The organism is Corallococcus exiguus (genome assembly GCF_009909105.1).
GTDB classification, from domain to species: domain Bacteria; phylum Myxococcota; class Myxococcia; order Myxococcales; family Myxococcaceae; genus Corallococcus; species Corallococcus exiguus.
In genome coordinates this window covers 91,153-112,627 of record NZ_JAAAPK010000018.1, presented here as the reverse complement: position 1 = coordinate 112,627, position 21,475 = coordinate 91,153, and the positions used below count along the sequence as shown (strand labels likewise).

19 protein-coding genes are annotated in these 21,475 nt (G+C 69.3%); 9 read left to right on the top strand and 10 right to left on the bottom strand.

Annotated elements, in window-relative coordinates:
- Positions 1-214 precede the first annotated feature (214 nt).
- The 5 genes from fusA to GTZ93_RS40880 all read right to left on the bottom strand — a co-directional run bounded on the left by fusA (position 215) and on the right by GTZ93_RS40880 (position 4,720).
- Complete coding sequence (gene fusA / locus GTZ93_RS40900; protein WP_139923652.1) at positions 215-2,296, bottom strand: elongation factor G; 2,082 nt, start codon at positions 2,294-2,296, stop codon at positions 215-217.
- A gap of 109 nt (positions 2,297-2,405) precedes the next feature.
- Positions 2,406-2,876: a 30S ribosomal protein S7 gene (gene rpsG, locus GTZ93_RS40895; protein ID WP_014395858.1), complete on the bottom strand. Its 471-nt coding sequence runs from the start codon at positions 2,874-2,876 to the stop codon at positions 2,406-2,408.
- Between the two features lie 169 nt (positions 2,877-3,045).
- A complete protein-coding gene (gene rpsL / locus GTZ93_RS40890; protein ID WP_014395857.1) occupies positions 3,046-3,417 on the bottom strand; it encodes a 30S ribosomal protein S12 in 372 nt (123 codons plus the stop codon).
- A gap of 221 nt (positions 3,418-3,638) precedes the next feature.
- Positions 3,639-4,133 carry a ribosomal protein S18-alanine N-acetyltransferase gene (rimI, locus tag GTZ93_RS40885; protein ID WP_120581491.1) on the bottom strand — a complete coding sequence of 165 codons (495 nt, stop codon included), beginning with the start codon at positions 4,131-4,133 and terminating at the stop codon, positions 3,639-3,641.
- Entirely contained in the window at positions 4,130-4,720 is a 591-nt protein-coding gene (locus tag GTZ93_RS40880; RefSeq protein WP_315967417.1) for a hypothetical protein, read from the bottom strand. The genes rimI and GTZ93_RS40880 overlap by 4 nt, the downstream gene beginning before the upstream one ends.
- Before the next feature lie 265 nt (positions 4,721-4,985).
- Here GTZ93_RS40880 and GTZ93_RS40875 point away from each other — a divergent pair, with 265 nt between their 5' ends.
- The 6 genes from GTZ93_RS40875 (at position 4,986) to GTZ93_RS40850 (ending at position 14,435) form a co-directional block, all read left to right on the top strand.
- Positions 4,986-6,170: a DnaJ C-terminal domain-containing protein gene (locus tag GTZ93_RS40875; RefSeq protein WP_139921497.1), complete on the top strand. Its 1,185-nt coding sequence runs from the start codon at positions 4,986-4,988 to the stop codon at positions 6,168-6,170.
- Positions 6,171-6,251: 81 nt separating this feature from the next.
- The gene (locus tag GTZ93_RS40870; RefSeq protein WP_139921495.1) at positions 6,252-6,980 is read left to right on the top strand and encodes a HEAT repeat domain-containing protein; all 729 of its coding nucleotides are present in this window, start codon (positions 6,252-6,254) and stop codon (positions 6,978-6,980) included.
- Between the two features lie 138 nt (positions 6,981-7,118).
- Positions 7,119-8,819 (top strand): hybrid sensor histidine kinase/response regulator, encoded by a 1,701-nt coding sequence (locus tag GTZ93_RS40865; RefSeq protein WP_121779099.1) that lies wholly within the window; start codon positions 7,119-7,121, stop codon positions 8,817-8,819.
- Between the two features lie 74 nt (positions 8,820-8,893).
- Positions 8,894-10,615 (top strand): arginine--tRNA ligase, encoded by a 1,722-nt coding sequence (gene argS, locus GTZ93_RS40860; protein ID WP_121761177.1) that lies wholly within the window; start codon positions 8,894-8,896, stop codon positions 10,613-10,615.
- Between the two features lie 14 nt (positions 10,616-10,629).
- Complete coding sequence (locus tag GTZ93_RS40855; protein ID WP_120580768.1) at positions 10,630-13,185, top strand: 1-acyl-sn-glycerol-3-phosphate acyltransferase; 2,556 nt, start codon at positions 10,630-10,632, stop codon at positions 13,183-13,185.
- Between the two features lie 77 nt (positions 13,186-13,262).
- Entirely contained in the window at positions 13,263-14,435 is a 1,173-nt protein-coding gene (locus GTZ93_RS40850; protein ID WP_257979410.1) for a type II CAAX endopeptidase family protein, read from the top strand.
- 33 nt (positions 14,436-14,468) lie between these two features.
- Here the strand turns inward: GTZ93_RS40850 and GTZ93_RS40845 are convergent, their stop codons facing one another.
- The 3 genes from GTZ93_RS40845 to GTZ93_RS40835 form a co-directional block, all read right to left on the bottom strand.
- Positions 14,469-14,684, bottom strand: a complete 216-nt coding sequence (locus tag GTZ93_RS40845; protein ID WP_120580769.1) for a DUF5818 domain-containing protein — start codon at positions 14,682-14,684, stop codon at positions 14,469-14,471.
- Complete coding sequence (locus GTZ93_RS40840; protein WP_139921493.1) at positions 14,681-16,495, bottom strand: S8 family serine peptidase; 1,815 nt, start codon at positions 16,493-16,495, stop codon at positions 14,681-14,683. Before GTZ93_RS40840 ends, GTZ93_RS40845 begins: the two co-directional genes overlap by 4 nt.
- 158 nt (positions 16,496-16,653) lie before the next feature.
- On the bottom strand, positions 16,654-17,289 hold the full coding sequence (locus GTZ93_RS40835) for a serine aminopeptidase domain-containing protein (protein ID WP_121755436.1): 636 nt from the start codon (positions 17,287-17,289) through the stop codon (positions 16,654-16,656).
- Positions 17,290-17,491: 202 nt separating this feature from the next.
- Here GTZ93_RS40835 and GTZ93_RS40830 point away from each other — a divergent pair, with 202 nt between their 5' ends.
- Genes GTZ93_RS40830 through GTZ93_RS40820 form a run of 3 tightly spaced genes read left to right on the top strand, consistent with a single transcriptional unit; the run spans position 17,492 to position 19,400 of the window.
- Positions 17,492-18,436 carry an alpha/beta fold hydrolase gene (locus tag GTZ93_RS40830; protein WP_126933285.1) on the top strand — a complete coding sequence of 315 codons (945 nt, stop codon included), beginning with the start codon at positions 17,492-17,494 and terminating at the stop codon, positions 18,434-18,436.
- A gap of 32 nt (positions 18,437-18,468) precedes the next feature.
- The gene (locus tag GTZ93_RS40825; protein ID WP_120580319.1) at positions 18,469-18,897 is read left to right on the top strand and encodes a hypothetical protein; all 429 of its coding nucleotides are present in this window, start codon (positions 18,469-18,471) and stop codon (positions 18,895-18,897) included.
- The gene (locus GTZ93_RS40820) at positions 18,894-19,400 is read left to right on the top strand and encodes a hypothetical protein (protein ID WP_233597390.1); all 507 of its coding nucleotides are present in this window, start codon (positions 18,894-18,896) and stop codon (positions 19,398-19,400) included. Before GTZ93_RS40825 ends, GTZ93_RS40820 begins: the two co-directional genes overlap by 4 nt.
- A 64-nt stretch (positions 19,401-19,464) precedes the next feature.
- Here the strand turns inward: GTZ93_RS40820 and GTZ93_RS40815 are convergent, their stop codons facing one another.
- On the bottom strand, positions 19,465-20,661 hold the full coding sequence (locus GTZ93_RS40815; protein ID WP_120580318.1) for a class I SAM-dependent rRNA methyltransferase: 1,197 nt from the start codon (positions 20,659-20,661) through the stop codon (positions 19,465-19,467).
- Positions 20,658-21,473 carry an HAD-IIB family hydrolase gene (locus GTZ93_RS40810; protein WP_257979379.1) on the bottom strand — a complete coding sequence of 272 codons (816 nt, stop codon included), beginning with the start codon at positions 21,471-21,473 and terminating at the stop codon, positions 20,658-20,660. Before GTZ93_RS40810 ends, GTZ93_RS40815 begins: the two co-directional genes overlap by 4 nt.
- Positions 21,474-21,475 lie beyond the last annotated feature (2 nt).

The following is a 21,475-nucleotide window of genomic DNA, read 5'->3' as shown; positions in this document are numbered from 1 at the left end:
CTTGCCGTGGTCCACGTGCCCAATCGTTCCGATGTTCACGTGGGGCAGGCTGCGATCGAACTTTTCCTTGGACATGAACCGCTCCTCACGACGCCGCCGGTGCGACCCCGGCGGTATAGGACTTCGGGAGAACTTCCGAGGGGTGCTGCGTGTGCTTCAAAGCTGCTGGAACGTCAACAGAATTCGCCCGGCGGCTCCCCTGACGGGCGGGAGGTCAGTAGCTCGGGTTGAGCGCTGACTTCGGCGCCGGTGCGTAGTGCTTGAACTGCATGGTGTAGGTCGCCCTTCCCTGGCTCTTGCTGCGCAGGTCGGTCGAGTACCCGAACATGGCGGCCAGGGGCACCTCCGCCTGGATGGCCTGCACGCCGCCAGGCCGGGGCGTCATGCCCAGGATCTTCCCGCGCCGGCCGTTCAGGTCGCCGATGACGTCGCCCATGGCGGCCTCCGGGGTGACGACCTCCGTGGCCATGATGGGCTCCAGCAGGACGGGGTTCGCCGCGCGGACCGCGTCCTTGAAGGCCATGGAGCCGGCGATCTTGAAGGCCATCTCCGACGAGTCCACGTCGTGCATGGAGCCGTCGTAGGCCTCCACCTTCACGTCCACCATGGGGTAGCCGGCGACGGGGCCGTTCTGCATGGCCTCCTTCGCGCCGTCGCGCGCGGCGTCCACGAACTCCTTGGACACGGCGCCACCGGTGATGGTGCTGACGAACTCGAAGCCCTTGCCGGGCTCGTTCGGGGACACGCGCAGGTTGATGTGGCCGTACTGCCCCTTGCCACCCGCCTGGCGGATGTACTTGCCCTCCGCGACCTTCGTCGCCGTCACCGTCTCGCGGTAGGCCACCTGCGGCTTGCCGATGTTCGCGTCCACCTTGAACTCGCGCAGGAGCCGGTCGACGATGATTTCGAGGTGCAGCTCGCCCATGCCGGCGATGAGCGTCTGGCCCGTCTCCTCATTGGAGCGCACGCGGAAGGACGGGTCCTCCATGGCCAGCCGCTGCAGGGCCTGGATGATCTTGTCCTGGTCCGCGGTGGACTTCGGCTCGATGGCGATGTCGATGACGGGCTCCGGGAACTCCATCCGCTCCAGGATGACGGGCTGCTTGTCGTCACAGAGCGTGTCGCCCGTGCTCGCCAGCTTCAGGCCCACCACCGCGCAGATGTCGCCGGCGTAGCACTCCGTCAGTTCGTCCTTCTTGTCCGCGCGCATCTGCACGAGCCGGCTGACGCGCTCGCGCTTGCCCTTCACGGAGTTCCACACCGCAGTGCCCGCCTCCAGCTTCCCCGAGTAGACGCGCAGGAACGTCAGCGTCTGCGAGGAGAAGGACGGGTCGTTCATGATCTTGAACGCCAGCGCGCTGAAGGGCGCGTCGTCGCGCGTCTCGCGGATGACGTCCTCGCCCTTGGGCGTCTTGGCCTGCACCGGCGGGATGTCCAGCGGGCTGGGCAGGTAGTCCACCACCGCGTCCAACAGAGGCTGCACGCCCTTGTGGCGGAACGCCGAGCCGCAGAACACCGGGAACAGCCTCAGCCCCACACATCCCTTGCGGATGGCGCCGCGCACCTCGTCCTCGGTGAGCTCATCGCCGTTGAGGAACTTCTCCGTGAGCGCGTCGTCCTGCTCGGCGGCGGCCTCCAGCAGCTCTCCGCGCGCGGCGGCGGCGGCCTCCTGGTACTCCGCGGGGATGTCCTGGAGCTCGAAGCGACTGCCCTGCTCCGCGTCCTGGAACACGAGCGCCTTCATTCGCACCAGGTCGATGACGCCCTTGAGCTTGTCCTCGCTGCCCAGGGGCAGCTGCATGCGCACGGGGCGCGCGCCCAGCTTCTCCTTGATGGTGCCGACGGACATCTCGAAGTCCGCGCCCACGCGGTCCATCTTGTTGATGAAGCAGATGCGCGGGACCTTGTAGCGGTCCGCCTGGCGCCACACCGTCTCCGACTGCGGCTCGACACCGTTGACCGCGTCGAACACCGCGATGGCGCCGTCGAGCACGCGCAGCGAGCGCTCCACCTCGATGGTGAAGTCCACGTGGCCCGGCGTGTCGATGATGTTCACGCGGTAGCGCTGGCCCGTCCGCTCCCAGAAGGCGCTGATGGCCGCGGAGGTGATGGTGATGCCGCGTTCGCGCTCCTGGACCATCCAGTCCGTGGTGGTGGTGCCTTCGTGCACCTCGCCCATCTTGTGGATGGCGCCTGTGTAGAACAGGATCCGCTCGGTGGTGGTCGTCTTGCCGGCATCGATGTGCGCCATGATGCCGATGTTGCGGTAGCGCTCGAGGGGGAACTCACGGGCCATGACTCGGTTCCTTCCGGACTTCTCTTGGGCTTCTGCCAGGGCAGATAAACGAAACCGCCCGGACGCTGGCAGCGCATCCGGGCGGCAACCGCGAAGCCCCTTTCGGGACCTACCAGCGGTAGTGAGCGAAGGCCTTGTTGGCTTCCGCCATCTTGTGCGTGTCTTCACGCTTCTTCACCGCGTTACCGCGGTTGTTGGCGGCGTCCATGATCTCGCCGGCCAGCTTCTCCTGCATGGTCTTCTCACCACGCGCCTTGGCGTAGGAGATGATCCAGCGCATGCCCAGCGCGACGCGGCGGTCCTGACGGACCTCCACGGGGACCTGGTAGGTGGCGCCACCGACGCGGCGGCTCTTCACCTCGAGGACGGGCTTGACGTTGTCCAGGGCCTTCTTGAACGTCTTGAGGGGGTCTTCCTTCGCGCGCTCCTCCATGAGGGCGAAGGCGCCGTAGCACACGCCCTCCGCGATGGACTTCTTCCCCTTGCGCATCAGGTCGTTGACGAACTTGGTGACGAGCCGGTCCTGGAACTTCGGATCCGGGAGAATCTTCCGCTTGGCGACTACGCGACGACGAGGCATCTCTTCCCTTACGCCCCACTCTCCTCACTCGGAGGAAAGCCTTGTTCAGGGGCTTCAAGAACACTGCTTGGAACTTCCAGGGACACTCCCCAGGGTGTGGGGCCAGCGTCCAACACTGCTTCAGATACCGCGAAGGTGTTCCGCGCCAACGACGCGCGGGAGAACCGGACTAGCTCGGGCGCTTGGCGCCGTACTTGGAGCGGCTCTGCTTGCGACCGGCAACGCCCACGGAGTCCAGCGTGCCGCGGATGATGTGGTAGCGAACGCCCGGGAGGTCCTTCACACGGCCACCGCGGATCATGACCACCGAGTGCTCCTGGAGGTTGTGACCCACGCCGGGGATGTAGGAAGTCACCTCGATGCCGTTGGTGAGACGCACGCGGGCCACCTTGCGGAGGGCCGAGTTCGGCTTCTTCGGGGTCGTGGTGTAGACGCGCGTGCAAACACCGCGCTTCTGGGGGCACTCCTTCAGGGCAGGGCTCTTGCCCTTGATGTTGAGCTTCTCGCGGCCCTTGCGGACGAGCTGGCTGATGGTCGGCACTGAAACCTCTTCTTCGTGGGAACCCCGCGTCCGGCTACACGAAAGCGGAGCATATCTACCTACAGGCTACACAAAAGGCCCGCGAGTATAGGGAGGGCCCCCGGGGTGTCAAGCATGGCCTGCCCCTGGGCCAGAACCGGCCAGAGGACCCGGGTGCATTCCCTCACACCCGAAAAACCTGGGACTGCGACGACGGCCGGACGCTCTACTCCCTTACGCCCCTAGAAGTCGAGGACCATCACGATCGCGTCCTCGCCCTCGTCCGCGTAGTAGTTCGGGCGGATGCCGACCGGCCGGAAGCCCAGCGAGCGGTAGAGGTTGAGGGCGGACTCGTTGCCCCGACGCACCTCCAGGGTGGCCAGCGAGCAGCGCCGCGCCACGCCCCGGCGAAGCACCTCCTCCATCACGACGCGCGCGACGCCCCGGCGGCGGTGAACGGGAGCGGTGGCGACGTTGAGGACATGGACCTCGTCGTGGACGATCCAGAAGATGGCCAGGCCCAGCAGGACGACTCCGCCTTCGGGCACCGGCTCCTCCACGAGGAGGATGGTGGACCAGTCGTGCTGGAGCTCGCGCCCGAGCAGCTCCGTGGACCAGGGGTTCTTGAAGGACGCCTTCTCCAGCGCCATCACCGCCGGCATGTCATCCACGGTCATCTGCCGGATCAGGAAGCCCTTTCCCTTGTCGGGCGTCCCGTCGTCCCGCAGCCGTCTCATCGCCGTGCCTCCCGCGCGAAGGGCGCCACCCGCCGTACCTGCGCTGACTTGCGTACTTCAGCCAGGGCCTGGGCCGCCAGCTCTCCGTAGCGCGCCCGCACCAACTCCTCGCGGATGGCCGTGCGCGCCGCCTGGTCGAACTCACCGGGGTACAGGTCCCGGTGGGCATCATAGTGGTGACGGACCTCCGCCTCGCTCACCTGTGCCTTCAACCGGACACGGCTGTCGAGGATTCGTTCCGCCCGCAGGCCCCGCGCCAGCACGGCCACCAGGGCGTCTCGGTTTACGCCATGCCGGTCCAGGAAGCGCTGGAGCGCCGCCTCGCCTCCCAGCCGCGCCCGGACGGCCTCCAGCCGGGCCTCCACCTCCGCCGGCTCGGCCGGGAAGGCCTGCAGGCGATCCGCGCTCAGGACCTGGAGGCGCTGGTTGATGGAGAGCTCCAGGGCTCCCCGGAGCGTCTGCTCATCCAGAGGCAGGGCGGCGGCCTGCACGGCCCCTCGCTGGATCAGCGCCACCCGGGCCTCCATCTCCAGCTCGCTTTGGGTGAGGACCTGGCCCTCGATGACCGCCACGACGCGGTCCACCACCCTGCCCTCCTCCACGGCGGGAGCGGGCGGCGGGGGGGCGGCGTGGGCGGTCCCCCCGGACCCCGGGGCGGTACCCAGAGCCGCCGGGAGCAGCCCGCATGCCAGCCACAGGGGGGCCTTCCGGCGGGCGCGCGGTGCTGGCATGGCCTTCCTCATCTTGCGGCGACTGTAACCATCGCGGTGCTGTCCGGACATCCCGTGCTGGCGCTCACCGCACCGCTGGTTACGTTCTCCTTTGTCGGGTACTGCACCACCCTCAAAACCTATGGCTGACGACTACTACCAGATTCTGGGCGTGCCACGGACGGCCTCGGCGGACGACCTCAAGAAGGCCTTCCGGAAGCTGGCGCGCCAGCACCACCCCGACGTCAACCCTGGCGACAAGGGGGCGGAGGAGAAGTTCAAGCGCATCAACACCGCCTTCGAGGTGCTGGGCGATACGAAGAAGCGCGCGCTCTACGACGAGTTCGGCGAGGACGCGGAGAAGATCGGCTTCGACGAGAAGAAGGCCGCGGCCTACCGCCAGTACCGCGCCGCCCAGGCTGCCGGGGGCAGCGGGGGCGGCGGTATCCCCTTCAGCACCGAGGGCGTGGACCTGGGGGACCTCTTCAACGACATCTTCGGGCGCTCGGGTGGAGGCGGCGGGGGCTCTAGCGGCTTCGACATCAACGACCTCTTCAGTCGGGGCCGGGGCGGCAGCCGGTCCACCGCGGCCGAGCGCGGCGATGATCTGACGACCCGCGTGCAGGTTTCGCTCGCGGAGGCCGTCACCGGCACCGAGCGCGCGTTGACGCTCCAGCGGCCGGGGCGCTGCTCCAAGTGCCACGGCGAGGGCAACACCGGGAAGCTCGTGACGTGCCCCACCTGCAACGGCACGGGCCGGGCCCGGCGGGGCGGCGCCATGTTCGGCGGATCCGGCGTGTGCCCCACCTGCCGCGGCAGCGGGAAGGCCCCGGAGCCCTGCTCCCAGTGCGGTGGGAGCGGCATCAAGGAGGAGACGACCCGGCTGACGGTGAAGATTCCGGCGGGCGTCGTCACCGGCTCCAAGGTGCGGCTGGCCGGCCAGGGCGCGGCGGGCGTCCAGGGGGGCCCTCCAGGGGACCTCTACATCGAGACGGAGGTGGCCGAGCATCCGCTGGTGCGCCGCGAGGGCGACGACCTCTACCTGGACCTGCCGGTGACGGTCTCCGAGGCGCTGCTGGGCGGCGAGGTGCGCGTGCCTACGTTCCAGGGTGAGGTGACGCTGAAGGTGCCTCCAGGTTCACAGTCCGGCCGCAAGATGCGGCTCAAGGGGCGCGGCGTGCCGTCGCTCCGGGGCGGTACTCCGGGCGACATGTACCTGCTGCTCCAGGTGAAGGTCCCCGAGGAGGCCACGGACGAGGTCCGGGCCGCCGCGGAGACGCTGGCGCGGGCCTACCGGGGCGACGTGCGCCGGGAGCTGACGTTGTAGTTGTCGTTGCCACTTGTCCTGGAAGGCGCACCGTCCTACATCGCGCCTCCACTCTTCCGATTCCGGAGCGGGTACGTACTTATGGGTCTCTTCGATTTCCTCACGGGCGGCTCGGGCCCCGACAAAGCCCTCAAGCTCAAGTCCAAGGTGACCCAGAAGTACGGGGAGCCGTCCACGCGGCAGAAGGCCCTGCAGCAGCTGGGGGAGATGAAGTACCCCGAGGCCGTCACGGTGCTGCTCAGCCGGTTCACCATCACCGTGGACCCGCTCACCACCGACGCCGACGAGAAGGAGCACACCTTCGAGCTGATCAAGCACTTCGGCCAGGACGCCGTCGCGCCGGTGAGCGCCTTCCTCAAGTCGAGTGATCAGGCCACGTCCTGGGCGCTGCGCATCCTCCAGGAGCTGCTCGCCGAGGACGCGCTCATGGGCGTCATCGCGGACACGCTCCAGCACCTGTCTTCCCGCTACACGCGCGACCCGGAGAAGAAGGTCGTGCTGCTCCACCACGTGCTGGGCAAGCAGGATCCGCGCGTGGCCCCGGCCGTCCTCCCCTTCCTGGAGGACATGTCCGACGACGTGAAGATCGCCGCCATCAACGTCCTGGGGCCCCTGAAGTACGAGCCGGCGCGCGAGCCCCTGCTCAAGCTGCTCACCTCCGAGGACACCGCGCGGCGCGTGCAGACCGTGGCGCTAGCGGCCCTGGCGGAGAGCGGCTTTGGCGTGCAGGGCTACCAGGAGAAGGTGCAGGCCGCCCTCGTGGAGCCCTACAGCCTGGACAAGGACGGCCGCATCCAGCGCCGACCCTGAGTCATTCCAGTACCCCGGCCCGGGAAGCGGACAGCGGGGCTGGGGGGCTGTCGGGCACCTGACACGCTCGGCGTTGGTGGAGGGCACCGGGCTTCGGTGCGGTTCCCTCCCACGCGAGACATGAAGCAGGATTCACCCGTGCCATCGAAGAAGAAGGGTCCGCAGCTCGCAGAGGTCGTCCCGCTGCGCCCCGCCACCATCGCGAAGAAGGCTCCACCGAAGCGGGCGGCGAAACCGCCTCCTCCGGTGGACACCGATACCGCCGCCCAGGCCTTGCTGGAGATGGGTCGGCAGCTCACCGACAACGCGGGCCCCACCGAGGCCCTGCGCGCGCAGCTGCAGACGCTCCACACGCTGCTCAAGCCGAAGGTCTGCTACGTCGCGCGCCACTTCCCGTCGCGCAACCAGCTGCACGTGGAGCACGTGCGCGGACGCTACGACGAGCGCGTCACCGCCGCCGTCCCGGGCGAGGGCGTGGTGGGCCGGTGCTTCACCGACAAGGTGCTCCTGCGCGAGGACGACACCGTCGCCGTGCCCCTGGAGGGACCGCAGGGCGTGACGGGCGTGCTCGTGGTGCTGGGCGCGCGCCGGAAGGCGTCCGACGTGCTGATGCAGTCGCTGGCGTCGCAGCTCACCGCCGCCTACGAGGTGGCCCGGCTGCGCGACGACAGCGCCCGGCGCAACAAGGACCTGCAGACGGCCATCGCGGGCTTGAAGAGCCTGGAGCAGAACCGCGAGGAGCTGCTCGGCAATGTGTCCCATGACTTGAAGAACCCGCTCACCACCATCAAGGCCTACCTGGCCATGCTGGGCCGGGAGAAGCTGGGCACGCTGACGGACGGGCAGCGCCGCGCGGTGCAGATCTGTGATCGCAACGCGGACCGGCTGCTCCAGCAGGTGAACGATCTGGTGCTGATGTCCCGGCTGTCGTCCGGGAAGATGCAGCTCAACCAGCGCCCCTTCGGCCTCAAGGCCGTGGCGGAAGAGGTGGTGCGCGGGCTGGGCGCCGTCGCGGAGCACAGCCGCGTGCGCGTGGTGATTCCCCCCTGCCCGGAGGTGTTCGTCCGAGGCGACCGCGAGCGCATCTCCGAGGCCATCCACAACCTCGTGGAGAACGGCATCCATCACAGCGAGACGGAGGACGTCGTCGAGGTGAGCGTGTCGTCCAGCGAGGGCCTGGGCGTCCTCACCGTGAAGGACTCCGGCCAGGGCATGACGGCGGAAGCCCTGGAGCACGTGTTCGACTCGTTCTACCGGGCGCAGCCGGGCATGCCCCGTCCCCCGGGCACGGGACTGGGCCTGCCGCTGGTCGCCAAGATTGTCGCGCTGCACGGCGGCCGCGTGGACGCCAGCAGCATCCTGGGCGAGGGCAGCACGTTCCAGATGGTCCTGCCCCTGTTCGCGAGCGCCGTGAGCGCCCCGGACGTGAACCAGGCCGCGCCCAAGGCGGGCGGCATCCTCCTGGTGGAGGACGACGTGGACTGCCGCGAGGTGCTGGAACAGGTGCTGGAGCAGGAGGGCTACCGGGTGATGGCCACCTCCGGCGCCGCCGAGGCGCGCTCCATCCTGTCCCACATCCGTCCGGCCATGGTGCTGCTGGACCTGCGGCTGTCGGGGGAGGACGGACGCTCCGTGCTCCACTACATCCGCACCACGGAGTCGCTGGCGGACGTGGTCGTCTACATCATCTCCGGCGCGAGCGACGTCGCGTCCCTCACCTCGGGTGAAGGGCCGGACCGCATCGACGGGTACTTCGAGAAGCCCCTGAAGCTGCCCAAGCTGCTGGACACCGTGGCCTCGGTGGTGCGCCCCAAGAGCCGCGGCCCCGCCGTGACCTGAATGACGCTCTGACGCCTTCCCCACAGAAGAGGTGGATGGAAGGCGCCCCGCCTTGGGTAGTATCCGCGCGGTCCATGAGCACTTCTGTCTATAGCCGCTATCGCGCCGCGTTCGCCCAGGCCCTCGCCGGGGCCCTGGGTGTCCCCGCCGCTGACATCGAGCCTCAGGTCAAGCCCGCGGATCCCGCGCACGGCGACCTGAGCTTCGCCACCTTCCCCCTCGCCAAGGCGCAGAAGAAGGCGCCCCCCGCCATCGCCGCGCAGCTCGCGCAGGCGCTCCAGGTCCCGGGCCTGGAGGTCAAGGCCGTGGGCCCCTACGTCAACGCGCGCTTCCTCCCCCTCCCCTTCACCCAGGAGGTCATCGACGGCGTGCGACTGGCGGGGCTCGCCTACGGGAGCGACGCGGAGGACGGCAAGGGCAAGACGGTGGTCATCGACTACTCGTCGCCCAACATCGCCAAGCCCATTGGCTTCCACCACATCCGCACCACGTTCCTGGGCCACTGCATCGCGAACCTGTACCGCGCGCTGGGCTGGCGCGTGGAGGGCGTCAACTACCTGGGTGACTGGGGCAAGCAGTTCGGCCTCGTCGCCGTGGGCTTCCAGGAGTTCGGCAAGGAGGAACTCCGGGAGGACATGGCGCATCTGGTCCAGGTCTACGTTCAGGCCAACAAGCGCGCCGGTGAAGACCCGGCCTTCGACGAGAAGGCCCGCGAGTTCTTCCGCCGCATGGAGGCGGGTGATGCGGAGGCGATGAAGCTCTGGAACCAGTTCCGGGAGACGAGCCTCAAGGGCTTCAAGCGCGTCTACGCGCGCATGGGTATCGACTTCGAGCACATCGAGGGCGAGAGCCGCTACCAGGGCAAGATGGACGCGGTCATCGAGCAGATCGCGAAGAAGCCCGGCGTGAAGGAGTCCCAGGGCGCCATCATCGTGGACATGCCCTACGCGGACGGCGAGCCGCCCGTGCTCCTCAAGAAGAACGACGGCAGCACGCTCTACGCCACGCGCGATCTGGCCGCCGCAGAGGACCGCCACGCGCGCTTCAACTTCGACAAGTCGCTCTACGTCGTCGCGCAGGACCAGGCGCTGCACTTCCGGCAGGTGTTCCGCACCCTGACGGAGATGGGCCAGCCGTGGGCGGACAAGTGCGTGCACGTGCCGTTCGGCCGCATCCACGGCATGAGCACGCGCAAGGGCCAGGTGGTGGAGCTGGATCAGGTGCTGGACGAGGCGAAGGAGCGCGTGCTCCAGCGCGTGAAGGAGAACGTCGCGCAGGGCAACCTGGAGACGACCGATGCGGAGGCGCTGGCGGAGCAGATCGGCCTGGGCGCCATCGTCTTCGGCGACCTCAAGCACAACCGCGCCAGCGACTACACGTTCGACTGGGACGAGGTGACGAGCCTCGAGGGGCACACGGGGCCCTATCTCCAGTACGCGCATGCCCGGAGCGCGAACGTGCTGCGCAAGGGCGGCGGCGTGCCCTCGGCGTATGATCCGTCCCTGCTCACGCTCCCGGAAGAGCAGGCCCTGGTGCGTGAGCTGATGCGGCTGCCGGACACGGTGAAGGCGGCGGCGGAGCAGTACGAGCCCAGCCTGGTGGCGCGGCTGCTCCTGGACGTGGCGGCGGCGTACAGCCGCTACTACACGGCCGGCAACAAGGACCGCGACAAGCGCATCCTCGTGGAGGGGAATGACGCGGTGCGCGCGGCCCGGCTGGCGCTCACGGACGCGACGCGCATCACGCTGGCGGCGGGGCTCACCTTGCTGGGCATCCCGACGCCGGAAAACATGTAGCCTGGGGGGCTGCGATGGACACCGCGCTGGCGCAGACCGCGACGCAAGGAGAGGCTTTGAAGGAGGAATTCGGTCCCATGTCCCGGGTGCTCGGGGCTCGGTACTTCGACGGGGTGCACTTCCCGCCGGAGGCCGAGAACGAGCTGCGCGCGCTCAGCGCCCGGGGCTTCGTGGTGCACGTCATGCGCACCACGGCGTGGATCAACTTCCTCTACATCGCGTGGGCCATGGTCCGCCGGGCCATGCCGCCCATCCGCGCGGTGGTGAACCTGCGCCCCTGGTTCACCAAACCCTGGCGCCAGACGGCGCAGGGTGGCGCGGTGGAGGAGCGCTTCCGCTACGCCCGCGAGCAGGGCGGCAGCGGCCTGGTGTTCCTGCGCCGCACGGCGCTCCTGCACGCCTCCGGCAAGGAGACGCGCGAGGACCCCTTCCCCGAACTGGTGCGGCTGGCGCGCGGCTCCGAGCGCCCGGTGTTCCTGGTGCCGGAGCTGTTCGTCTGGGAGAAGCGCCCCGCGAAGCTCAAGCCGGGCTGGCGCGACGCGCTGTTCGGAAGCCCGGAGGCACCGGGCTTCGTGCACTCCATGGTGGCGTTCTTCCGCAACTACAAGCGCGCGCAGTTCCGCGTGGGAGAGCCCATCGACCTGCGCCGCTTCATCGAGGAGAACCCGGGCGTCAGCGACGAGGTGCTGGCGCGCAAGGTGCGCAGCACGCTGCACGTGTTCCTCGCGCGTGAGACGCGCGCGGTGTTCGGCCCGCCGCAGAAGCCCACCGACCGGCTCATCGAGGAGACGCTGCGCGACCGTCAGCTGCGCAAGGTGCTGGACGAGCACGCCGCCGCCACGGGCCGCAAGCCCTCGAGCGTGTACCGCGAGGCCCAGCGCAACCTGGAAGCCATTGCCGCCAAGCCCAACCCGTCCGTGCTGGCGCTCATCGCGCCGATGCTGGAGTGGGTGTTCAACCGCATCTACGACGGCATCGGCGTGGACGAGGCCGGGCTGCACCGCGCGCTCAAGGCCGCGGGCAAGGCGCCGGTGGTGCTCTGCCCCAGCCACAAGAGCCACGTGGACTACCTGGTGATGAGCTGGGTGCTCTGGAACCGGGGCTACACCGCGCCGCTGGTGGCCGCGGGCGCGAACCTGTCCTTCTGGCCCCTGGGCGTGCTGTTCCGCCGCTGCGGCGCGTTCTTCCTGCGCCGGTCGTTCAAGGGCGACAAGGTCTACGCCGCGTCCTTCAAGGCGTACATCAAGAAGCTGGTGCATGACGGCATCCACCAGGAGTTCTTCCCGGAGGGTGGCCGCTCGCGCACGGGCAAGCTGCTCACGCCCAAGCTGGGCATGCTCACGTGGCAGGTCGAGGCGGTGCTGGATGGCGCGCGCAACGACCTCTACTTCGTGCCCGTCTCCATCGACTACGAGAAGGTGGTGGAGTCCGACAGCTACTCGAAGGAGCTGGCCGGCGGGGAGAAGAAGCCGGAGGACCTGAAGGCCCTCTTGAGCGCGCCCAAGGTGCTGGCCGCACGCTACGGGCGCATCCACCTCACCTTCGACGAGCCGCTGTCGCTGGTGGAGTTCATGCAGGCGCGTGGCCTGTCGCCGCAGGAGCCGGTGACGGACGAGCAGAAGAAGGGCCTGGTGCGCGCGCTGGGCAACCGCGTGATGTACGGCATCAGCAAGGTGTCCACCGTCACGCCTCACGCGCTGGTGAGCGCGTCGCTCCTGGCCCACCGCCGGCGCGGCCTCACCCAGCGCGAGCTCACGGATCGGATCAGCCTGCTGCGCCGCATCGCTTCCGAGGACGGCGCGCGGCTGTCCAAGGAACTGGCCAACGCGCCGAGCAACCCGGAGACGCTGGGCCCCATCCAGGACGCGATGCGTGAGTTCATCTCCGACGAGATGGTGCGCACGAAGGAGGCGCGCGGCGAGGTCAGCTACCAGGTGGAGGATTCACGCCGCCCGGAGATGTCCTTCTACAAGAACACGCTGATGAACCTGGTGGCCGCGCGCAGCCTGGTGGCCAACGCGCTGCTCGCGGGCACGCCCGCGCCGTACGACACCGTGAAGGCCCGCGCGCTGTTCCTGTCGCGCCTCTTCAAGGTGGAGTTCATCTACCGGGTGGGCGCGTCGTTCGACACCATCTTCGCCGAGTGCGTGGAGCGGCTCGTGCGCATGGGTCTGGTCATCCACGAGGGTGACACGCTCACGCGCGCGCCGGAGGCCCACGCCCAGCCGGACCTGGAGTTCCTGGCGGACCTGCTGCGCGACTTCCTGGAGGCCTACCTGCTGGCCGCCATGACGTTGCCGGACGTGGCCGCGGGCGTGGCCACCGACCGCAAGACGTTCGTCAAGCTGGCGCTGGAGACGGGGCGCGGCGAGTACAACGCCGGCCGCATCACCGCCGCCGAGTCCCTGGCGAAGACGACGCTGGAGAACGCGGTGGAGTACCTGTTGGATCAGCGCATCCTCGTGGAAGAGGACAAGAAGCTGCGGCTGGGTGACCCGGCCGCGGCGGCGGAGCTTCCCCGGAAGAACCCGCTCGCGGAGGAGATCCGCGGCTACCTCCACCGGGCCTGACGAAGCACTTCCTCCTCGAAGCGAACGCGGCACCCCACCCCTCTCCGCCTGACGGAGAGGGGGCAGGAGACGACACGGTGGACGAAGCCTTCCCTTCCAGCGACCCGCGGCCGGCGGAGGCCCCCGCGCCGCTGTCGCCGCCACACCCCGTGCTCGCCGCGGCCCTGGCCTTCGGGCTCTTCGTGACGGTGGGCGCCGTCACCCAGTTGCTCAACCCCGCCTTCGGAGTGTGGTTCACGGAGGTGTTCCTCTTCCTGGGCCTCGCGTGGATCATGCTGCGCCGCTCGGGGTACCGGCCCGCCGCGTACGTGGGCCTCACGCCGTTCCTGGGCGCCCCCACCCTGTTCGGCTTCCTGCTGGGCGTGGCCAACTTCGTCGGCGTGGTGGTGCCCGTACAGTTCCTCGCGCAGAAGGTGGCTCCCGCATGGCTGCGGGAGATGTTCGACGCCTCGCGCCTCTTCGAAGGCCAGACGCCGATTGAGCTGGCGCTGCTGCTGGGCGGCGTGTCCGTGGCCGCTCCGCTGTGCGAAGAGGTCTTCTTCCGCGGCCTCTTCCAGCGCTCCCTGACGCCGCCAGCCCCCGCATCCCCCTGGCGCGCGCTGATCATCTCGTCCGTGGTGTTCAGCGCGTTCCACCTGGATCCGGTGGGCTTCCTCGCCCGCGCGGAGCTGGGATTGCTGTTCGGCTGGCTCTTCTGGCGCACCGGCTCGCTGTGGCCGGGCATCGCGGCGCATGCGGCCAACAACATCGTGTCATCGGCGCTGTTCCTCATCGCCACGCACTCGGGGCTCGCGAAGGACGGAGCGACGGACGACGTGACGGACTGGCGCGCCGTGGTGGGTCTGGTGCTGGTGGGCTGGACGGCGCTGCTGGGCTTGCGCGCCGCGTCCCGGCACTTCCCTTCCGTGTGGGGACGCGGCACTCCCCCCAGCGATGAGGAGGTGCGCGCCACGAAGCCCGTGCCCCTCTTCGCCCTCCAGCTGCTGCCCTGGGTGACGGCGGCCACGCTGTCCCTGGTGGGGCTGGGCCTCGTGGATGGGCGTGGCGTGTCGCTGAGCGTCTACGACGTCCAGCACCCGGTGGATCCGCTGCCCAAGGACGCGGCTCCCGCGCTCCAGGCAGAGCGCAAGGCCATGCGGCAGCTCCGCGACGCCGTACGCAAGGGCGAGGTGCCCATGGAGGCCTACGAAGAAGAGCGGCTGCGCCAGTCGGAGGCCTATGGCCCCGGCAAGGACAAGCGCAGCCGCTGAGGCCCGGAGGGATGGCTCCCTCCGGCCACCACGTCACTCCGACTTGTACGAGCTGACGTGGAACACCGGCCCCACCATGGCGGCGGTGACGGCGTCGCGCTGGATGCTGCCCTCGGCGGAGATGCGCTGACCGTCCTTCTTGATCTTCCGGTCACCGCCCGCGAGCTGGTACGTCCGGCCGTCGTCGGCCTTCAGGACCCACACGCCGCCCTCCAGGTCCTGGTACTGCACCGTGCCGGAGAGCTTCATGCGTCCTCCCGCTTGAGCATCGCGCGGGCGATGACGAGGCACACCACCGTGTTGAAGCCCAGCCACGGCTTCGCCAGGAAGGTGAACGGCATCCACGCCAGCGCCGGAGCGCCCACCCACGCCGCGTAGGCCAGGAAGCCCGCGAAGCCCAACGCCAGGCCGCCCACCGCCGGCCGGAAGCCCCGCCACGCGATGGCCGGCAGCGACAGCACCAGGGGAATGAGCGCGCTGTAGAACAGCGGATTCACCGCGCCCCGGCCGAAGATGATGCGCTGCCAGTCCGGGATGGGCAGCGACGCCACGCTCACCACCTCCTGGGCCGAGCCCGCCGCGCCCGCGAACCAGGTGCGCAGGAAGAAGAAGCCCACCGTGGAGAGCACCAACGGCACGAGGAACGCCGGGCGGAAGAGCACGTTGAGGTAGCCCGGGCGCTCGCGTCCACGCAGCGTGAGCAGCACCAGCGCGAGCAGCGCCGCGGCCCAGCCCAGCGACGGCCACCGGGGCGAAGCGCCGTTGAAGGCCTTCAGCGAGGCATTCGCGTTGAGGACGCCATGGCCGTACTCCTCCGACCAGGCCTGGTTCTCCGTCGCCTTGGCGCCGGCGTAGAGCGCCTGCTCCACCTCGTCCGGCGTGGTGGCGCCCGCGCCGTAGAGCATCGCGGCGACGGCAGCCACGTGCGGCGCGGCCATGCTGGTGCCCTGGTACCAGGCGTAGATGGAGCGCGACGGGTCGCGCGGGTCGATGGTGTTCTGAAGGATGCCGCCCGTATCGCCCCGGCTCTTGTCACCACCGGGCGCCGCGATGTCCAGCTCCTTGCCGTAGGACGAGTACGGCGCGCGCGTGCCGGCCGGGCCCACCGCGCTCACCGCCACCGCACCCGGGTACGCCGCGGGGAACTCCACCTTGCCGCGCCCGGTGTTGCCCGCCGCGGCCACCACGGTGACGCCCTTCTTGCGCGCGTACTCCACCGCGCTGGCCATGACCTGCGAATACAGGCCACCGCCCAGCGACATGTTGATGACCTTCGCGTCGTGGTCCGCCGCGAAGCGGATGGCGTCCGCGATGTCCGCGGAGGTGCCACTGCCGAAGTGGTTCAGCACCTTGAGCGGCATCAGCGTCGCGTCGAACGCCACGCCCGCCACGCCCTCGCCGTTGTTGGTGGCCTGCGCGATGGTGCCCGCCACGTGCGTGCCGTGGCCGTGGTCGTCGTTGGCGTGCTCGTCGTCGTTGACGAAGTCATAGCCCTTCACGAACGACACGCCCTTCAGGTCCGGCACCTGCTTGAAGTCGTCGTGGTCCTCGTAGGCGATGCCCGTGTCGATGACCGCCACCACCACGCCCTTGCCCCGGTTGCCGTCCCAGGCCTTCGGCATGTCGATCATCCGGAGGTTCCACTGGGACTCGAACTGGGGGTCGTTCGGCGTGTAGCTGGTGCGCACCTGCATGAGCGGCTCGGCGGACTCCACCGCCGGGTTCTGGCGGATGCGCTGGAGCACGTCCTCCACGCCGTCCACGCCCACCGCCAGCGTGACACCCGTGCGAGGACCCTCCAGGGAGTTGAACTCCAGGTCCACGCCCCACTCCTGCTCCCAGGCGTCGAACTGCTCCTTGGTGGTGCCGTCCTTGAAGTCCACCACGATGGCGCCGGACACCACGTCGTCCGAGCCTTCCGCCACCGCCTGGGACACCTCCGCCTGCGCTGCCGCCAGGTCCTGCCCGGCGGGGGCCTCCGGCTCCCGAGATGCGGAAGCGCACGCCGAGGCCGACAGGGCCAGCGCCGCGAGAACCACGTTCCATCGCCTCATCCGCATCGGGACACTCCTTGAACGAAGACGCCTCGAAGACCCACTACGAACGCACGGCGGGACGATTGGGTCTGCGCTTTCAGTCTGTCCGCCCCCCGGCCGGCCGTGCAAGGCATGGGGGATGAAGAAAGGTGAAGAAGTCCAACGGTTTGCACGCCAACGCCCTACCCACCCGACAGGCGCTGGAGCCACGCCGCCGCCGCCCGCCCCACCTGGGGAAGGTTGCGATGGAAGGTCGCCCCGGCATCGTCGATGACCTCTAAATCGCCCCCGGCCTCCGCGACAGCCGCGGCCAGCGCCGCCCGGGGCACCCGGGTGTCCTCCGCCCCCACAATCACCAGCAGCGGACACGACAGTCGCACGAGTGACAGCGGGTCCACATCCGGAGCCACCAGACACAGTCCGCCCACGGCCGGGTGCCGTTCCTGGAGCGCCAACGCCACCCGGGCCCCCCCGTATAGGGACGCCACCGCGAGCGCCGTCGTCCCCGCGTTCTCCAACGTCACCCGCATCGCGGCCTCCGCGTCCTCCACCAGCGCCCCGCCGGTGCCCCGGACGCCCTGGCTGGCCCCCACGCCCCGGTGGTTGAAGCGCAAGGTGGGAAAGCCCGCCCTCGCCACCGCGAAGGCCAGCTCCGCCGCCAGGACGTGATCCATCCCCCCTCCTTCCTCAGGCCGGGGCGGGAGGATGAGCAGCGGCGGCGACTTCTGGCCCCGGTGCACCGTGCCCTCCATCACCGCGCCGGACGACCCCACGGGGATGAGCGTGGAGCGCTCCAGGAACTGACCTTTCTGGACCATGCCCCCACCATAAGCCGTCCCCCCGTCCGCGCCCGGGCCGGATTCCTGTCCCCGCCCCCCTCCCGGACTTCCCGTGCCGCAGCGCGTTGCACACATTCCGTGACCTGCTCGCAACTTTTCGGCGCTTTGGGTGAGAATGGATCAACGCAGCAAGCTTTCCCTTCCCCCTTCAAAAATCCGCACACCGCAGGAGCCTCAAGCCATGGGAACCATCGGGCGCACCTCCAACAACACCATCGCGCGCACCACCACGACCACGGGGGCCGGCGCGGCCGCCCCGGCCAAGACGGCGACCCCGGTCACGGCGAAGCCGGCCAACACCGTGAAGGACGGCTTCGACACCAAGTCGTCGAGCGGCGCGGTCCGCACCGCGGCCCCCACGGGCGTGTTCACGGCTCCGGCCGGCGCGAAGGACAAGGCCTACGACGGCAAGATCATGGGCAAGGGCGGGCAGGCCTTCGACGCCAGCACCCCGCTGAGCCAGATCCCCGCCTACGAGCCCAAGGGCGGCGTGAAGCAGCCCGGCACCATCATCTACGTGAACGGGATGATGACGGACAAGGCTGGCCAGGAGACCACGATGCAGGCCATCGCGGACAAGACGGGCCAGAAGACCATCGGTATCCACAACTCCACCGAGGGCTTCTTCAAGGACCTGGGCCAGTGCATCACGGACAAGATGGACAAGGGCAAGAACCCGGCCGTGGATACGCTGGCGGACTCGCTCTACACGGAGCTGAAGGCCGGCCGTGACGTGCACCTGATGGCGCACAGCCAGGGTGGCCTCATCACCAGCCGCGCGCTGAGCGACGTGGCCAAGCGGCTGCGCATCGAAGACGGGCTGTCCCCCGCGCAGGTGCAGGAGAAGCTGGGCAAGGTCTCCGTGGAGACCTTCGGCGCCGCGGCGGCGACCTACCCGGACGGCCCCAAGTACGTCCACTACGTCAACGACAAGGACCCCGTGCCGGGCCTGTTCGGTCTGGGCACCAGCGGCAAGGGCCCCCTGGATCTGATCAAGCACGCGGGCAAGGACGCGAAGATCCACTACTTCTCCGAGAAGAGCATCTTCTCCGGCGCGCACAACATCAACGACACGTACCTCAACCAGCGCGTCCCGTTCGACCAGGCCCGCACCGGCAATTTCTGAGGTAGGGAACGGCGTGTGATATGACTGCACGTATGACGCTCGAAGAAGCCCAGCGACTGGTGCAGTCATTCATCCGGGGCCACGGAGGCGATGCGCAGGCCTCCGGGCTGAACGCGAAGGGATTTGGCGGCGCCGCGCTTGGCGACGCGCAGGTCTACTTCGAACACGTGAAGGACTCGGGGGCGCTGAAGTGCAGCGCCCTCATCTACCGCTTCCGCGACGCGCCCCGGCCGGGCGTCATCGACGGGTTCCGTGACGAAGAGAAGAAGGGCACGGACACCGGCGGCGGCAAGGTGGACTACGAGACCGAGAACAAGTCCCTCTTCCTGAGCCGCACGTACGGCGTGGTGCCGTCGGAGCAGCAGTTCAAGGAAGACGTGGACCGGCTCGTGGAAGCCAGCCTCGTGTGGGGCGACGAAGTCTTCAACCGCGTCGCGGATCGCGTCATCCCCGCGAAGTGATCAGCTCCTTCTCCAGCAAGGTGCAGTGGCTGCTGTCCTCCATGGGACTGGCGCGTCCTGCGCCGCCCGCGGGGGGCCCGATGACGCGCGACGCGGCCCGGCAGCTGGTGAAGTGGTACCTCCAGTCCCAGGGCGCTGGCGTCACCGAGGGCCTCAACGAGCAGGGGCTGGGCGGCATGATGAGCGGCGAAGGCCAGTACGCCTTCGAGCACGTCGAGTCCCCGCCCGCGCTCAAGTGCAGCGCCCTCATCTACCGGTTCCGTGAAGCACCCAAGCCCGGCATCATCGAGGGCTTCCGACAGCAGCAGGAAGAGGGCACGGACACCGGCGGCGGCAACGTCGACTTCGAGCCGGACACCGGCAACCTGTTCCTGACCCGCACCTACGAAGTCATGCCGGACGGCCGCGAGTTCACCCGCGACCTGGACCGGCTGGGCAAGGCCAGCATCGTCTGGGGCAAGGACGTGCTGGACCGCGTGGCCCACAAGGTCTTCGGCACCTGAGCGTTCCCGAGCACCACTGGAGGCGCGCCTCATGTCAGGCGCGCCCCGGGGCCGGGCAAAGCCGCTACACCGACTGCATCACGTAGAACTTCAGGTACTTCCCTTCCGGGAACTGCAGGCGCACGGGGTGGTCCGGCGGCTGGTAGCGCTCTTCCACCAGCGCCAGGTCCACGCCAGCCTTGAAGCCCGCCTCGCGCACGGCGCCCATGAACAGGTCCCCCGTCACGCGCGCGGAGCACGACGCCGTGGCCAGCAGACCGCCGGGACGCAAGAGCGCCAGGGCCTGCCGGTTGAGGGACGCGTAGCCGTCCACGGCGGCCTCCACCGCGCGCTGGCTCTTCGCGAAGGCGGGCGGGTCCAGGATGATGAGGTCGAACGTGCGGCCCTCCTCCTTGAACGACTGGATGAGGTCGAACGCGTCCGCCGCGAGGAAGTCGTGCTTCGCCGCCGGCAGCCCGTTGCGCGTGAAGTTCTCCCGCGCCAGGGCGATGGCCTCCGGATCCTGATCCACCGAGAAGACGCTGTTGGCCCCGCCCAGCGCCGCGTTCACGGAGAAGCCGCCGCTGAAGCTGAAGCAGTTGAGCACGTCCCTCCCCTGCCCCAGCCGGCGGATGAGGTAGCGGTTCTCACGCTGATCCAGGAAGAAGCCCGTCTTCTGCCCCTTCCACGCGTCCACCAGGAAGATGGCGCCGCGCTCGCGGATGGGGATGAGCTCCGGGGCCTCCTCGCCCCACAGCATCTTCCCGCTGCCGCGCCCGTCGTCCTCCTCCACGTCGTCGCGCCCCACCTCGTCACGGCCGAGGATGCCCTTCAGGCCTGGGACGCCCGCCTTCAGCGCCTCCACGATGAGGGGGCGGTAGGGAGTGAGGCCCGCGGAGTAGAGCTTCATCACCGCCCAGCCCGCGTACAGGTCCACCACCACGCCGGGCAGGCCGTCGCCTTCGCCGTGGATGAGGCGGTAGCTGTCCGTGTCCTTCAGGTCGATGAGCGCCGTGCGCGCGGCCAGGGCCCGCTGCACGCGCTGGGTGATGAAGCGCGAGTCCACCGTCTCTCTCGCGTCCCGCGTGAGCACGCGCACCGCGATGGCCGAGTGCGGGTCGTAGTACCCGCGCGCGACGAACTTCCCGTTCTCCGTCAGGTCCACCACGCTGCCGGCCGGAATCCGCGGCATGTGCTCCAGGGCCTTGCGGAACACCCACGGGTGCCCCGCACGCAGGTGACGCCCCAGGCCTCGGGCCAGCTCCAGCTTCACGACATTCACGTTGAAACTCCTCGACTGCGGGCCGGCCGGCGGCGGGAGAGGAGGGCACGCGCCAGCTCCTCGAAGCCCCGCCCCTCGGGCGCCCGGGTGATGAAGGCCGGCGGCGCGTCGATGCGATCCAGCACCGCGCGCACGTTGGCCACGCCCACGCCCAGCTTGAACGCCTGGAACATCGGAGCGTCGTTGAAAGAATCCCCCGCGTAGACGTACCGGCCGTCCGCGGGGTCCAGCTTCTCGCCCCACGCTACCTTGGCGAAGCGGCGCGACGCGGAGAGTTTGTCGAAGCGGCCCAGCCAGCAGTTGACGTGCACCGACGAGCGCACCGCTGTCACGCCCCGAGCCCGCAGCAGCGACTCGATGCGGGAGGCCCCGTCATCGCCCAGCCGGGCCTCCTCGTTGTAGTCCACCGCCAGGTCCACTTCCGTGTAGCGGCTGTCCACGGACAGCCGCGCGCCGGGCACCTGGGCGAGCACGCGCTCGACCTCCTTCTCCAGGCGCTGGCGGTTCGCCACGCGCTGGGCGGGCGGCTCCAGGTACACCTTGCGCAGCTTCCCCTTGGCGTCCTTGAGGAAGAACAGCCCGCCGTTCTCCACGACGACGCCGTCCACGGGGAGCTGGCGGGCCCATGCCTCGCCCCACCCCGCCGGACGGCCGCTCACCAGCACCACGCGCAGGCCGGACGCGGACAGCTGCTCCAGGGACCGCACCGTCTGGCTGCGCAGCTTGTGGCCCGTCGTCAGCGTGCCGTCCACGTCGGTGAAGACGCCCTGCACACCGGACAGGTCCGCCTGCCGCAGGGGGCGCGGTTCCACGG

Excerpts from the sequence above, each read along its gene's own strand:
- fusA (WP_139923652.1), bottom strand. The coding sequence starts at position 2,296 with ATGGCCCGTGAGTTCCCCCTCGAGCGCTACCGCAACATCGGCATCATG.
- rpsG (WP_014395858.1), bottom strand. The coding sequence starts at position 2,876 with ATGCCTCGTCGTCGCGTAGTCGCCAAGCGGAAGATTCTCCCGGATCCG.
- rimI (WP_120581491.1), bottom strand. The coding sequence starts at position 4,133 with ATGAGACGGCTGCGGGACGACGGGACGCCCGACAAGGGAAAGGGCTTC.
- GTZ93_RS40875 (WP_139921497.1), top strand. The coding sequence starts at position 4,986 with ATGGCTGACGACTACTACCAGATTCTGGGCGTGCCACGGACGGCCTCG.
- GTZ93_RS40870 (WP_139921495.1), top strand. The coding sequence starts at position 6,252 with ATGGGTCTCTTCGATTTCCTCACGGGCGGCTCGGGCCCCGACAAAGCC.
- argS (WP_121761177.1), top strand. The coding sequence starts at position 8,894 with ATGAGCACTTCTGTCTATAGCCGCTATCGCGCCGCGTTCGCCCAGGCC.
- GTZ93_RS40855 (WP_120580768.1), top strand. The coding sequence starts at position 10,630 with ATGGACACCGCGCTGGCGCAGACCGCGACGCAAGGAGAGGCTTTGAAG.
- GTZ93_RS40845 (WP_120580769.1), bottom strand. The coding sequence starts at position 14,684 with ATGAAGCTCTCCGGCACGGTGCAGTACCAGGACCTGGAGGGCGGCGTG.
- GTZ93_RS40840 (WP_139921493.1), bottom strand. The coding sequence starts at position 16,495 with ATGCGGATGAGGCGATGGAACGTGGTTCTCGCGGCGCTGGCCCTGTCG.
- GTZ93_RS40835 (WP_121755436.1), bottom strand. The coding sequence starts at position 17,289 with ATGGTCCAGAAAGGTCAGTTCCTGGAGCGCTCCACGCTCATCCCCGTG.
- GTZ93_RS40830 (WP_126933285.1), top strand. The coding sequence starts at position 17,492 with ATGGGAACCATCGGGCGCACCTCCAACAACACCATCGCGCGCACCACC.
- GTZ93_RS40825 (WP_120580319.1), top strand. The coding sequence starts at position 18,469 with ATGACGCTCGAAGAAGCCCAGCGACTGGTGCAGTCATTCATCCGGGGC.